Annotated in this window: 11 protein-coding genes and 2 pseudogenes; all 13 read left to right on the top strand. The window is 36.7% G+C overall.

Features of this window, described 5'->3' with window-relative positions; genetic code table 11:
- The first annotated feature begins 11 nt into the window (after positions 1–11).
- Positions 12–554, top strand: coding sequence for a cysteine hydrolase family protein (locus AA0X95_RS20805; protein ID WP_413310137.1), 543 nt, complete (start codon positions 12–14; stop codon positions 552–554).
- A gap of 200 nt (positions 555–754) precedes the next feature.
- Positions 755–1936, top strand: coding sequence for an MFS transporter (locus AA0X95_RS20800; protein ID WP_413310134.1), 1182 nt, complete (start codon positions 755–757; stop codon positions 1934–1936).
- A gap of 114 nt (positions 1937–2050) precedes the next feature.
- A complete protein-coding gene (locus AA0X95_RS20795; protein WP_413301188.1) occupies positions 2051–2374 on the top strand; it encodes a hypothetical protein in 324 nt (107 codons plus the stop codon).
- 129 nt (positions 2375–2503) lie between these two features.
- Positions 2504–3613, top strand: a complete 1110-nt coding sequence (locus tag AA0X95_RS20790) for an AI-2E family transporter (protein ID WP_413301186.1) — start codon at positions 2504–2506, stop codon at positions 3611–3613.
- Positions 3614–4773: 1160 nt separating this feature from the next.
- Positions 4774–5558 (top strand): annotated as a pseudogene (locus tag AA0X95_RS20785) (reverse transcriptase domain-containing protein); the annotation flags it as partial.
- A gap of 237 nt (positions 5559–5795) precedes the next feature.
- Positions 5796–6484 (top strand): annotated as a pseudogene (locus AA0X95_RS20780) (homoserine dehydrogenase).
- A 387-nt stretch (positions 6485–6871) separates the two neighbouring features.
- Positions 6872–8314, top strand: a complete 1443-nt coding sequence (locus AA0X95_RS20775; RefSeq protein ID WP_413301184.1) for a PLP-dependent aminotransferase family protein — start codon at positions 6872–6874, stop codon at positions 8312–8314.
- Between the two features lie 213 nt (positions 8315–8527).
- On the top strand, positions 8528–9658 hold the full coding sequence (hisC, locus tag AA0X95_RS20770; RefSeq protein WP_413301182.1) for a histidinol-phosphate transaminase: 1131 nt from the start codon (positions 8528–8530) through the stop codon (positions 9656–9658).
- Positions 9655–10968 carry an aminotransferase class I/II-fold pyridoxal phosphate-dependent enzyme gene (locus tag AA0X95_RS20765; RefSeq protein WP_413301181.1) on the top strand — a complete coding sequence of 438 codons (1314 nt, stop codon included), beginning with the start codon at positions 9655–9657 and terminating at the stop codon, positions 10966–10968. Before hisC ends, AA0X95_RS20765 begins: the two co-directional genes overlap by 4 nt.
- The gene (gene hemQ / locus AA0X95_RS20760; protein WP_413301179.1) at positions 10961–11704 is read left to right on the top strand and encodes a hydrogen peroxide-dependent heme synthase; all 744 of its coding nucleotides are present in this window, start codon (positions 10961–10963) and stop codon (positions 11702–11704) included. Before AA0X95_RS20765 ends, hemQ begins: the two co-directional genes overlap by 8 nt.
- Positions 11705–11742: 38 nt before the next feature.
- Positions 11743–13218: an aminotransferase class I/II-fold pyridoxal phosphate-dependent enzyme gene (locus AA0X95_RS20755; RefSeq protein WP_413301177.1), complete on the top strand. Its 1476-nt coding sequence runs from the start codon at positions 11743–11745 to the stop codon at positions 13216–13218.
- An 87-nt stretch (positions 13219–13305) separates the two neighbouring features.
- Positions 13306–13956, top strand: a complete 651-nt coding sequence (gene deoC, locus AA0X95_RS20750) for a deoxyribose-phosphate aldolase (protein ID WP_413301175.1) — start codon at positions 13306–13308, stop codon at positions 13954–13956.
- Positions 13957–14160: 204 nt separating this feature from the next.
- Positions 14161–15009 carry a cytochrome aa3 quinol oxidase subunit II gene (qoxA, locus tag AA0X95_RS20745; RefSeq protein WP_413301173.1) on the top strand — a complete coding sequence of 283 codons (849 nt, stop codon included), beginning with the start codon at positions 14161–14163 and terminating at the stop codon, positions 15007–15009.
- Positions 15010–15029 lie beyond the last annotated feature (20 nt).

Below are 15029 nucleotides of genomic sequence, written 5' to 3'. Positions count from 1 at the left end.
TTTTTATGAAAATCTCTGCAAACGCTGCTTTACTATTAATAGATGTGCAAAATTATTTTGATGATCCAAGGCAAGGAAAAAGAAACAATCCAAATGCCGAAGAGAATATGGCCTTATTGTTAAACGAGTGGAGAAAAACAAATCGACCTGTCATTCATGTTCAGCACATTAGCAATCCTTCCTTGGCGCATCATCCTGGGCGTAATATTAAAGAAATTGTTGCACCGCTACCAGAGGAACCAGTCATAGTGAAAAATGTAAACAGTGCCTTTATCGGTACGAACTTGGAAGCATACTTAAGAGAAGGTGAAATTGAAACACTCGTTATTGTAGGATTAACAACCGATCATTGTGTTTCAACAACAACTCGTATGGCAAAAAATCTCGGCTTTACCCCATTCATCGTATCAGATGCGACCGCTACTTTCGAAAGAGTTAGTTTTGATGGGAATCTGTACAGTGCTGAAGAAATTCACAACTTAGCTCTAGTCAGCTTGCACGAGGAATTTGCAACAGTAATTGATACAGATGGTGTTTTAGAATTACTAGAATAGAAAAGGGTCGTCACGAGTGATTTACTCGTGACTTATTTTTTTGTAACAAGAGGGAAGATTAAGATTTTTAGAAATATATAGTATAATAGGGTTACTAAGAATGAACGGTGAAATATTGTTGATAAGGGGGAAAGTGGAAGGAAGTCGATAATTTGGTTCAGTCCCAGAGGGTTAAAAAACACAAGCAAGTCAAAGGATACGTGTTACCCTTACCTGCTAGTTATTTGAAGTTATTGTTCGGTTTGTTAATATCCAAACTCGGTGATGCTCTATATACATTCGCTATTCCATGGATATCTTATCGCTTGACGGATTCAGTGGTCGTCATGGGATCGATGTTTGTTATGGGAGTATTGCCCGTCGTGATATTTGGGCCATTTGTTGGAGTCGCAGTTGACAGATGGGATAAGCGGATAATTATGATTATCGCGGATATCTCAAGATTAGTTTTAGTCAGCCTAATACCCATATTCCAACTGCTGGGAGTCCTTCAATTATGGCATTTATTTACCATAAGCTTTATTTTGTCTGCACTGTCCCTTTTATTTGATGTAGCTACTGTTTCTTCCATTCCGGACATAGTTGGTTCAAGTCTGACGAAGGCGAATTCAGCTTATCAATTTATTAATCAACTTGTCGAACTCATTGGACCAGTTGTAGCAGGGATCATAGTGGGGGCCATTGGTGGCATTCAAACTCTTTGGTTGGATGTTGCCTCATTCTTGGTGATTATTTTCATCACCTTGAATCTTCCTAAAAAGAGGTTTATTAAGACGAGTAGTCAGAAGTTCGGCTTTTTTCAAGATATGTCCCATGGTTTTAGCTGGCTCGTAAAGGATCGATTAAACCTTTCCTTGTCCCTACAAGCAATGGTAGGGAATTTCGGAGCAAGTAGCGTCCTAGCTGTATTTATGTATTATCTCTTGGGGGAACTCCAACTTAATTCGAGTCAGAGTGGAGTCAATTACTCAATGATAGGAATCGGGGGTTTGATAGGGAGTCTGATTGCAGTACCTCTTGAGGATAGGTTTCGACGCGGCCTTTTGATTCCGATTCTTCTGGGAACTGGTGCACTAGGTCTTTTAATTGCTATTGCTGGTGATTTTTGGCTTGCACCGGGAATTGCATTGGGGGTGACAATGATTTGTAACTCTGCTTGGAATTCATTAGTAGCTTCTATTCGCCAGGAAACAGTACCAGCGGATTTACTAGGTAGAGTTTTGGGAATCTCCAGAATGTTCACCAGGCTTGCTATGCCTCTTGGGGCTTATGTAGGAATTCTAATGGCAAAGGAAGAACCAGCCATGGTGTTTGTTTTAGCGGCATCTACTAAAGGCGTGGAAGTCATCATTGCATTGGTTACTCCCATCAAAAAATTATAAATTCACTCTTTTTTTCAACATTAAATTTTTCATTCTTAGTAAGTTTTAAAATACAATTTTTTTCAAGTTTTGAAATATTGACGTCCTTCATAAAATTTACTGGAGGTGTCTGTTATGAAAAAAAATATAAGAGAAATTGAGTGTCTTGTTTGTAATGGGATCCATTTTAGAAAAGGTTTTTTTGCTGCAGAATATCAAAAATATGATGAGGATACTAGGTGGAATATAAAATCTGAAGCCAAGATACACTTTTATTTAGAATCTGAAGAAGACAATCCGTTAAATAGAATTCCAGAGCAATCCAATATTTATTCCTACATCTGCGAAGACTGTGGTTTTATCATGAATTTCAATAAAGAAAAACAGGTTGAAAGTAAAAAGCAAGAGCGAGTGAAAAAACAAAAGCAAAAAATGTATGATTGGACGAAATTTAAATAATAATCAAACGTATGTTCGGATTAACTGGGATGCTTGCAATATTGTAAATCCTTACAATGATAAGACTGTATATTGTTCCAAGATTTTGATATACTTTAATCCAAATAATAAAGGTAAGAGGTATAAATCGTGTCAAAATCTAAAATCCAATTCTGGTTAATTCAAATTTTGCTTATCTTAACGATTATTTTCGTTTCAACCAAGATCTCATTTATGTTTAATCCTATAGGGGTGTTTTTCTCGACGGTGTTCTTTCCCATTCTGATAACTGGGTTCCTTTTTTTTCTATTGAATCCGGTTGTGAATTTTCTGGAACGAAAAAAACTCCCTAGGGTAGCAGCCATATTAGTCATTTATGTTGTATTTGGCTGTATTCTTGCGTTGGTAATAGGTAGCCTTGTTCCAGCTGTTTCCAAACAGGCAACACAGCTTGCCAATGATCTGCCTGGTTTTGCTCATAAGACTACTGATTTTGTTAATGATGTCATCAAGTCTTCAGAAGTTAAAAACTTTAGAGAGCAGCAGAGTGAAATGATTGATACGGTGCAACAACGTTTAATGGAGTATGCTAATTCACTGCCAAATACACTAACGAACGTGCTCATGGGCTTTTTTGGCATCGTCACGAATATAGCGATTATTCTTGTCACTGTTCCATTTTTATTATTTTACATGTTTAAGGATGGAAAAAAATTTCCGAAAGCCGTATCTAAGTTCATTCCAGCTGAATACCGGGATGAGGCTTTAAAAATTTTGAAAGAAACAGGAGAGACACTTTCAGCATACATTCAGGGGCAGGTAGTGGTAGCCTTGGCCGTAGGAACATTAGCCTTTATCGGGTATTTAATTATTGACTTACGCTATGCATTAATTATGGCACTTATTGTAGCCTTCACCAATATTATCCCATATGTAGGGCCCATCATTGGTGGTGCGCCAGCCGTACTAGTCGCATTCTTTGATTCACCAACAAAGGCTTTATTTGTAATAGTCGTTATACTGGTGGCCCAGCAAATTGAAGGGAATTTCCTGTCTCCGATGATTTTAGGTAAATCATTGGATACACACCCGGCGACAATTATCATTATTTTATTAGCTGCAGGAAACCTGGCAGGCGTACTTGGTATGGTTTTAGCTGTTCCGACCTATGCTGTTTGTAAAGTGATTATCTTGAACTTAGTAAGATTTTTAAGAGCTAGAAAAGCGGCGACTTATACAGGTGAAGGACCCCTTGTCTAAGACTCAGATTATATTCCCAAAAGAAAAAAGCCTTGAATATTCAAGGCTTTTTTACGTCCCAAAGAGGATTCGAACCTCTGACCTACAGTTTAGGAATGTGTAATTTTAAACTGTATTAAATAGTCAAATGATTGATATTATTAAGTTTTTTTTGTCATAAGTTAAGTTTATTTAGTTTTAGTTCGGGCGGTTTACCACATGTTTGGTGGCAGATTGGCGGCAATGATTTAGCCAATCAATTTCAAGTATTATTTATTGAGTGAGGGGAAGTTAGCAATAGTTGGAGTGGAGGGTACATCCCATTTAATGCGTCAGCTGAAGAATAAAAAAGCAGCAATGCATGTGGGGATTACGTTCGATCTTTCTCTAGTAAAAAAGGTTTCAACTAAATCTGTATTTTGTTGAAAGATGGTATTCAAATGAAAGCACAAGGTTATATAAGATTGTGAAAAAATGTACTGTGCGAAACGTTTCCTTATAAGTGCCAATGCACGAAATAGGAGGGTTGCTTAAAGGCAATTACAACTGATTAATCGAAACTCGGAATGAAAGCCGTCATGTTGAGCTGAAACGAGTTATCTGATACTCCTACATGCACGGAATGGTAGTAGCCCGAACGTGTATGAAGCTAGGTGAAGTCGGCTGAAATGTGCCTAAGTTCCTAAACAGAATATGGTTCATGATAGATCGGGATGCTACAAAATATCTAAGGTGAGAATGTCCAGATGGACTGACGAACTTGCGAATGTACGGGTCTAGAAATTAATACGCTCGAAAGACGTATGCTGTAAATGCAGTGTCAAACACCGAAAAGTACGACTAGTACATAGGAACCTCGGAATATCTAACTATGAGGATATAGAATTGACAGGCTTAAAGTAAGCACCTACGGATATATGTAAAGCTAGGTTAATCGGAACGTTGTAAGTAAGAAACATCCAATATAAAAACGACTACTATCGGGATGGTGTCTATAAGATAAATAAACATCGAAGTGACTTTATTCTTGCGAAAGTAGGGATATAGTACCAATGAAACGTGTAACGAGCGTGGAGGGATGGTCCCAAGTCTTATTCTTTGAAGGCAAAACAATTTAATGAAACTCACAGTGTCGAGTAAGATGATGGGATTTTCCGCAAGGAAGGAGAAACAATCCATCGGTGAGTACAGCTTTACGACATGCAGAATATTACGGTATGCAAGACATATTTGATGACCTTTACGAGCGAAGTAAAAACAATGCTACAAAGGGTTTAAGGCTATATGAACATATCATATCGAAAGACAATATATTATTAGCCTTTCGAAACATCAAAGCGAATACAGGTTCAAAAACAGCTGGAACTGATGGCATCACGATTGAACAATACAAAATTGAAAACGCTGATGATTTATTGAAGAAATTCGAAAATCATTAAAGAATTATAAACCTCAAACGGTACGAAGAGTTGAAATATCCAAACCGAATGGGAAGAATCGACCATTAGGTATCCCAACTATGAGAGATAGATTAATTCAACAGATGTTCAAACAAGTATTAGAGCCAATTTGAAAAGCAAAATTTTATCACTATTCATACGGATTTAGACCAAACAGGTCAACCCATCATGTAATGGCTAGATGTCAGTTCTTAATCAATAATGTGAAGTTGCATCATGTAGTAGATATTGATATACAAGGTTTCTTTGAAAATGTAAGTCATTCTAAACTAATCAAACAAATCTATAGTATAGGTATTCGGGACAAAAGAGTTCTAACTATTGTCTCGAAAATGCTAAAGGCACCCATAAAAGGGATAGGGGTTCCAACCAAAGGGACTCCGCAAGGAGGTATCTTGTCCCCCCTTCTATCAAACATTGTTTTAAGTGATTTAGACTGGTGGATAGCTAACCAATGGGAATGCTTAAAAACAAAACATAATGGAGCTTTAATGAAAGAAAAATATGGCTTTGACTTACTCGTAACCGGAATCGTTGGCAGTAAAGGAATGATTTACGAAGAAAAAGGAATCCAGCTCACAAGCTTGATTGATTTCGGAACGGTTTCGGAAGCGCTTTTGAGATATTAGGAATATTTCAAACTCCCTTTTACTGAACCAATTTTTCAAGGCGATGTCCTAATCGAGTGCACTCCGACAAATATAGAAACGGGAGAACCAGCACTTGGCTATATTCAGAAATCTATGGTGAATGGGATGGATATTGTCTCTGTTTCAAAAGGAGCACTTGTAAAGTCATTCGATAAAATCAAAACACAAGCAACCAAGCATGGTAGCCGATTAAAATACAGCGGCGCAACCGCGGCAGCCATACCAACGCTTGATATTGGGGAATATAGTTTAGCAGGATGCACGATTACTCGTATTGAAGGCATTTTAAATGGAACATCCAATTTTATTTTAGCAAGCATGAGCGAGAACAATTTGTCTTTTGAAGAAGCGCTAAAAATTGCACAGGAAAAAGGAATTGCGGAAGCGAACCCTGCTTTAGATGTTCAAGGCTTTGATTCGGCTTGCAAAATTCTCCTCCCCGCTAATGGATTTTTCGGAAGTAGCTTATTAATGGACGATGTAAAATTAAAGGCATTGAACAAGTCACTAAGGAAGACATTCAGGAAGCTAAACAAAATGACCGTACGCTTAAGCTTTTAGCTAGTGCTTACAAAGAAGGTGAGAATGTAATCGTAGAAGTAAAACCATTTAAACTGGTAAGCGAGCATCCTTTAGCTCATGTCAATGAAACAAATAAAGGTGTCGTTTTTGAAACGATTGAAATGGGGTCCGTTTGTGCAATTGGAGGCGCATCTCACCCAAGAGGAGCAGCAGCGGCAGCATTAAAGGATGTTATTAATCTATATAGAGTAACGACTTAGACCTGTTCCGATTTCGATGGTATTTTTGCGAAAGCATCTAGGAGCGGTCTGTTTGTAAAATTTAGAACAGCAAGGGTTGGTTCATAATACAGAGCTTATCTTTTCTTAAGAAGAGAGGATTACAGTTTAATGGATAATGAAGTGGTTGGTTAAATTTATATTGAATTGGATGGTTATTAAATTTAGTAATTATACTATTATTAGTTAGTGACAAGTAGACTCTAATCAATATTTAGATGTACAATTCTAAATAATAATTATTTTGTTTCCCCAAAAAAACCTATCGTCTAAAACGATAGGTTTTTTTAGAATTTTAAGCAACCGACTAAAAATGTTAACAAAGAAAAATAATAATTAGACTACAATACATTATAAGGACTGACACATATGGATTGGAAACCAGATCGTCAAGCTAAAAAAGCAATATATAAACAACTGGCTGAATATATCGAAAATGGAATTGCGAATGGTACTTTTCCACCAGATAAACCATTGCCTTCTGAGAGAACCTTAGCTAAAGACCTTAATGTTAATAGAAGTACCGTAGTTGCTGCATATGATGAATTAGAGTCAAATGGACTAATTCAAAGAAACAGAGGAAGCGGGACGACTATTAGTAAAGATATTTGGGGAATTACTAGGAAACGTATTCCATCCTGGAACAGGTACATTGAGGCAGGATCGTTTTTACCTAATTTACCTGTAACCCAGAGGATAAGGAAAGAAGCTGTCGAACATAAGTTAATCAATCTAGCTAGCGGAGAATTGTCAGAGGATTTATTTCCGTTGCATTACTTAAGAGAGATTACTTCTTCTCGCTCGTTTATTGGAAGCTTGGGATATGATCATCCGCAAGGAAATGCAATTTTGCGGGAAACGATTGCAAAGCATGTCAAACAATATCGAGAAATTGAAACCAATCCTGGGACCATCTTAATTACATCTGGTGCACAACAAGCACTACACTTGGTGGTTCAATGTCTGCTAAAACCAGGAGATGCAGTTGCATTGGAAGATCCCTCATATAACTATAATCTTCCTATCTTTAAATCAGCAGGACTGAGACCCTATTACATTCCTGTTAACCATGATGGTATCAACCCGGATGACTTACTTTCCATGCATAAAAAGCATCGAATACGAATGATATTCTTGAATCCTGCTTTTCAAAATCCAACGGGTACTTTACTTAGTGAAAAAAAACGGAAAGCCATTCTTGAAATATCTTCAGAACATGGTATCCCCGTAGTTGAGGATGACCCTTACAGTTTAACATCCTTTTCAGGGGAAAAGGTCTCTACTTTAAAATCAATGGATGTCAACGGAAATGTTTTATATATTAGCTCTTTATCAAAGATCGTTGCTTCGGGATTAAGGATTGGTTGGATAATAGGCCCAACCTCTGTTATTGAAAGACTCTCAGATGCGAAACAGCAAATCGATTTCGGTCACGCAAGTTTTACACAGTGGATAGCAAATGATTTTTTAGAATCCAAAAATTTTCATTCTCATATTGCAAATTTAAACAACCAATTAGAAAAAAGAAGAAACCAAATTATTAGAAGTCTTAAATTTTATTTAAAGGGTGAAGTTGATTATTTCACCCCTATGGGCGGCATTCATATTTGGTGCAGGATAAAAAAAGGGGTGAATGAAACGCAATTATTGGAGGAATCCATTAAAAAGGGAGTTATTTATGTCCCAGGTTATACGATGGGGTCTCAAAAAGGTTTTGTTCGTTTTACATTTGCTAGGGAAAATGAAGAATCGATTGATGAGGGAATTAAAAGGTTTGCGGAAGCACTTGAGTCTACGAATATCTCAAGTTAGAAGGATCATGTCAGTGACATGGTCCTTTTTTTGATAAACATCAAATGGATGGTGAAAAAAGTAGTTCATTGGATGGTCATAAAAATTTAAAATCCGATAATATGGAGAAGTGGATTCTTATATGTCTTTTTATGTAGATGTTATATGAAGTTTTTATGTAAATGTGTGAATTGATTCACAATTATCACGTTTGATGGAAAGGTTGTGTTTCAAATGAATCAGATTTTGAAACGTAAGGCGTTAGAAAGTATTAAGCCCTACACACCAGGTAAACCATTGTGGGAGGTAAAAGAGGAATTAGGCTTGCAACAAGTAATCAAATTAGCATCTAATGAAAATCCCCTTGGCGCTTCACCGAAAGCGATTGAAGCCATCTCTAACATACTGAATGAACTGAATCGTTATCCTGATGCACATGCCGTCGAGTTAAAAAAGACTATTGCTTCTTTCCTGGCTATAAATACAGAACAATTAATCATTACGAACGGAGCAGATGAATTAATTACATTAATTTCTGAAACCTATCTTGAACCGAGTGATGAGATTATTGTCCCTTTTCCTTCATTTAGTGAATATGATTTTGGTGCACAGCTAATGGGTGCAAAGGTCGTTCCAGTACCGCTTGATGATGAATATCAATTTAATATTGAAACGATCTTAGCAGCAGTGACAGAACATACAAAAATAATTTATATCTGTTCTCCTAATAACCCAACAGGTACTTACATGCCAAAGTCGATGCTAGAAAAGCTACTTCATTCACTGCCTAAAAATATTTTAGTTGTTTTTGATAGTGCATATAGTCATTTTGCTACAAATGAAGATTATACAAATGGATTGGAGTTTGTTCGTTCTGATGATCCCATTATAGTTTTACAAACCTTTTCTAAAATTTATGGTCTTGCTGGGGTTAGGGTTGGTTTTGGTGTGGCACCAGAATCCATTATCCAAAGCATTCTTCATGTCAAAGAACCATTTAATGTTAATAGTCTTGCACAGGCAGCCGCCGCCGCCGCTATAACAGATAAGGAACATGTTAATCAATCAAAACAAGTGAATACCAAAGGTCGTGAACAGCTTTACAATGCTCTGACAGAACTTGGGATAAAGTATACAAAAAGCATGAGTAATTTTATTTTAATTGAATTTGGAGCATATGCAAAAGAGGTTTATCAACAGCTTTTGGCTCTAGGTGTTATCGTGCGTTATGGAGATACTTGGGGATTGCCGGGACATATCCGAATATCTATTGGTACAGAGGAAGAGAATACAATATTAATAGAAGCCATTAGTTCCATTCTCTTAAAATTAAGGTTAGTTAACTTTAAAGGAGAAGTAAAATGAACGAACTTGCTAAGAAGCTAAACGATGAATTATTAAAATATAATCCAATTATCTATCAATTATTATCTAATTTGGGAAAAAAGCTATATTATCCAAAAGGAATCTTAAGCCAAAGTGCTGAAGCCAGCAAAAAAGCTACACGTTTTAATGCAACGATAGGAATTGCAACTGAAAACGATGCACCTATGCATTTTAAGCATATACAAGAAACTTTACAGGGGTATTCACCTGATGATGTATACCCTTATGCCCCACCACCCGGGAAATTAGATTTACGTTTGGAATGGAAACAGAAATTATTAAGAGATAATCCTTCCTTAAAGGAAAAACATATGGGTTTGCCAATTACAACGAATGCGTTAACCCACGGGTTGAGCATAGCAGCTGATCTTTTTGTTGATGAAAATGACGTGATCATCCTTCCAGATAAATATTGGGGGAACTATCAGACGATTTTTCACATCCGAAGAGGGGGCGAACTTAAGACTTTTCCCCTATTTGATGAGTTAAATAAATTTAATGTTCTGGCATTAAGGGAAAGATTAATGGAACAAGAGGATGCAGGTAAAGCCATCGTCTTACTTAATTTCCCTAACAATCCGACAGGATATACTCCAGGTGAAGAAGAAGTCCAAGGGATTGTTTCGGTATTAAAAGAAGCTGCAGAAGCAGGTATCAGTGTAGCTGTAATCCTCGATGATGCCTATTTTGGTCTGTTTTATGAGAATTCAGTTAAAGAATCTTTGTTTGGTAGATTAGCTGGGCTTCATCCGAATTTATTACCAATTAAAGTGGACGGGGCAACAAAAGAGAATTACGTTTGGGGGCTAAGAGTGGGATTCCTAACTTTTGCTTCCGAAAGCCCTGAAATATTAGATGTACTAGAGCAAAAGACAAAAGGTTTAATCAGAGGAACGATTTCGAGTAGTTCGCATCTGTCGCAGACAATTATTTTACATTCATTGCAATCTAATCAATTTGAAGTTGAAAAACATGAAAAGCATGAAGTAATGAAACGAAGAGCCCTAAAGGTTAAAAAGATTGTCCAAAATAAAAAGTATCAGTCAGTTTTGAGTTTCTATCCATTTAATTCAGGTTATTTTATGTGTTTAAAACTTAAAGATGTAGATGCGGTTGAGTTAAGACTTCATTTGCTAAATCAATATGGAGTAGGCACAATAGCCATTAACTCAACGGACTTAAGAATCGCCTTTTCTTGTGTAGAGGAAGAAGATTTGGAAGAACTCTTTGAATTGATTTATATGGGTATAAAAGATTTATTAACAAAGGAAGATGAAAACAATGTCTAATGTAACTGAAACATTAGAAGGATGGTACTGCCTAAACGATTTCCGCAAGTTTGACTGGAAAAGCTGGAAGTCTTTAAATGACGACAAACGTCAAGAGGTGGTTAAAGAGTTAATTGATTTGTGGAATCTATGGAGTGGTATTCAAGACCGAGGAGAAGGTAGTCAGGCTTTATATCAAATATTGGGACATAAAGCTGATATTTTGTTTATGTTTCTCCGTCCCACCCTTGATGAACTAACTCAAATAGAGTTAGCATTTAATAAAACTAAATTCGCTGAGTATACCGTGCAAACTACATCGTATGTTTCAGTAGTCGAACTAAGTAATTATCTTCCAAAAGGGGAAGATCCCTATGCTAAACCTGAAATCAGAGAACGTTTGTATCCAAAAGTTCCTAATGTAAAATATATTTGTTTCTACCCGATGAATAAGCTACGCAGTGGAAGTAATAATTGGTATATGTTATCAACCGAGGAACGCAAGTCAATGATGCGAAGCCATAGCTTAATTGGCCGAAAATATGCCGGTAAGGTAAAGCAAATCATTTCAGGATCTGTCGGATTGGATGATTATGAATGGGGCGTAGCATTATTTGGGGAGGACCCAATTCAATTTAAAAAACTAATCTACGAAATGCGATTCGATGAAGTAAGTGCCCGATTTGGCGAGTTTGGTTCTTTTTATGTAGGAAAGTACCTGTCTGAAGAAAGTTTTAATCATCTACTACAACTATGACTTTACAAAATTTAAGATGAGAAAGGGTGTGTTACACATTGGTAAACCAATATGATACACCATTATTTACAGCCCTAAAAACACATGCAGAAAAAAAAACGATCCAATTTCACATTCCCGGTCATAAAAAAGGGAACGGAATGGATCCTGAATTCAGAGAATTTATCGGTGAAAATGCTCTTTCAATCGATTTAATCAACATAGGGCCTCTTGATGACTTACACCTCCCAAAAGGAATCATCAAACAGTCACAAGAGTTAGCGGCCAAAGCATTTGGTGCAGATTATACCTTCTTCTCTGTACAGGGGACTAGTGGTGCCATTATGGCGATGATCATGTCTGTTTGCGGTCCAGGGGATAAAATTTTAGTTCCACGAAACGTTCACAAATCCATCATGAGTGCGATTGTTTTTTCTGGTGCCGTCCCGATTTTTATTCATCCTCAAGTGGACCCTTACTTTGGTATTTCTCATGGAATTACACCAGATTCTATTGAAAAAGCATTAGAACTGCATCCTGAAACAAAAGCTGTTCTTGTTATCAATCCTACGTATTATGGTGTATCGGGAGATTTAAGAAAGATAGTGAAGATTGCTCATTCTAGGAATATACCTGTACTTGTAGATGAAGCGCACGGGGCACATATTCATTTTCATCGGGAACTACCTTTATCCGCTATGGAGGCCGGGGCTGATTTGGCTGCAACAAGTGTGCATAAATTAGGAGGATCTCTAACTCAGAGTTCTATTTTGAACCTACGCGGTAACCTAGTATCATCTAAACGCGTCCAATCTGTATTAAGTATGCTTACAACCACCTCTACTTCTTATATTTTATTAGCTTCTTTAGATGTGGCCAGAAAATCATTAGTAACGGAAGGGCAAGCGCTGCTGGAGGACACGATTAAAAAAGCAGAAAAAACACGTTCAAAGATTAATGAAATAGACCATCTATATTGTATGGGTCGAGAAATCCTGGAATCAAGCGCAGCTGTGGCGATAGATCCTACCAAGCTATTAATATCAGTAAAGGAGCTTGGGCTTACTGGGTACGATGTTGAAAAATGGCTTCGAAATCGATTTAATATTGAAGTCGAATTATCTGATCTTTACAACATCCTTTGTCTTGTGACACCAGGGGACTCTGAAGAAGATTTGATGACACTTGTACAGGCCTTATCACAACTTTCACTAGAATATAAGAATCAAGCAGATGCAAATGTAGACAGTTCCGTCTTGTTACCTGAGATTCCTTCGTTAGCTTTAACACCGCGCGATGCTTTTTACGAGAAAACAGAAGTGATTCCAATTGAACAGTCTGCTGGAAGAATCATTTCGGAATTTGTAATGGTATATCCTCCAGGAATCCCAATCTTTATACCAGGAGAAATAATCACAGAAGATAATATAATCTATACCAGAAAAAATATCGAAGCTGGTCTTCCTGTTCAAGGTGCAGAGGATGATGAACTAAAAACAATACGTGTTATAAGAGAACATAAAGCTATTAAATAAACATGGGAAACAGAACACTAATCTTAATTTTTATTAGTTTAAGAATTGTTTTTTAATAATAAAAAAATACTCTACGAGGTGATAAGTTTGAATTATACAAACATTATTGATCATACACTACTGGCGCCAGATACAAAGGAAAAAGAAATCATTAAATTATGTGAAGAAGCAAAAAAATATAAATTTGCTTCAGTTTGTGTAAATCCTACATGGATAAGGTTATCTGCGGAACTATTACATGATTCTGATGTAAATGTATGTACGGTTATTGGATTCCCTTTAGGAGCTAGTACACCTGAGACAAAGGCATTTGAAACCCAAAATGCGATTGAATCCGGAGCTGCGGAAATAGATACAGTCATTAATATTGGAGCTTTAAAAGATAAAAATGATGAACTAGTTGAAAAAGATATCCGTTCTGTTGTGGACGCTGCTAAAGGGAAGGCTTTAGTAAAAGTAATTATTGAGGCCTGTTTATTAACTAATGAAGAAAAAGTACGTGCATGCGAAATTTCTGTAAAAGCTGGTGCAGACTATGTTAAAACTTCAACAGGCTTTTCTTTATACGGAGCAACTGTTGATGACGTTGCAATCATGAGGAAAGCAGTTGGACCAAATATTGGCGTTAAGGCATCAGGAGGAGTCCGTAATTCGGATGATATTAAGGCTATGGTTGATGCAGGGGCATCAAGAATTGGTACAAGTTCAGCAGTTAAGATATTTGGATTAAAGATATGATTTATATAGCTGTTTTATAGATATATATTTAAGATTTCTATTTGAAAACAATTGTGAAATAATTCACGTTTTATGAAACGTTAAATCTTATTAAATAAAAGGCTGTGTTAAACTTGTCTGTTGATTTCCGCTCCAATCAACAGAGTGGCAAAATCAACAATAACCTTTAACACAGCCAAATAAAAAAAAGAAAGGGGTACTAGAATGAAGTTTAAACCTGCTTTATTAATACTTGTTTTAACTATTATCACAGTGCTTACAGGATGCGAGCCGCTATTGGTTTTTGATCCAAAAGGACCTCAAGCCCAAAGGCAAGCCAATGATATTATTCTATCCATAGGTATTATGTCAGTTATTGTGATTGTTGTTTTTGCTATTTTGATCTATATGTTAGTCAAGTATCGTGCTTCAAATCAAAGTTCGGACTACGAACCACCTCACATTGAAGGAAAGAATTGGGTCGAGGCAATCTGTGTGGGTATTCCTGTGATTATTGTTGCGTACTTATCAATTGTATCTGTTCAAAGTAATTATATTGTGGAAGCAAAGCCAATAGCATATCAAGATAAAGAACCAATAGTTATATATGCATCATCATCAGACTGGAAATGGCATTTTAGTTATCCAGAAGAAAATATTGAAACAGTTAACTATTTGTATATCCCAACCGATCGTCCTATTGAATTTAAACTTTATTCATATGGGCCAATTACAAGTTTTTGGATTCCGCAACTTGGCGGGCAAAAATATGCAATGTCGAATATGATTACGACATTACATTTGGCTGCTGATGAACCTGGTGAAATGACGGGACGTAACTCTAGTTTCAGCGGTAAGGGATTCGCTGAAAACACCTTTAATGTTACAGCAGTGTCTCAAAAAGATTTTGATAACTGGGTAAAAGATGTAAAGAAAACGGCTGAACCACTAACAGAGAAAAAATTTGAGAATTTATTAAAACCTGGGCATCTTGGACAGATGACATTTACAGGTACACATTTAGGATTTAGTCCTGCACCAGGGCCATACAATAGCGGTTCTTCAGATCGGTAGAAGGTAACACCCAAGGTACA

It is taken from the genome of Neobacillus phoenicis (assembly GCF_047302305.1).
Taxonomy (GTDB): domain Bacteria; phylum Bacillota; class Bacilli; order Bacillales; family Cytobacillaceae; genus Neobacillus.
Note: the sequence above shows the minus strand (reverse complement) of the source record. Positions and strands in the feature narration are given on the sequence as shown.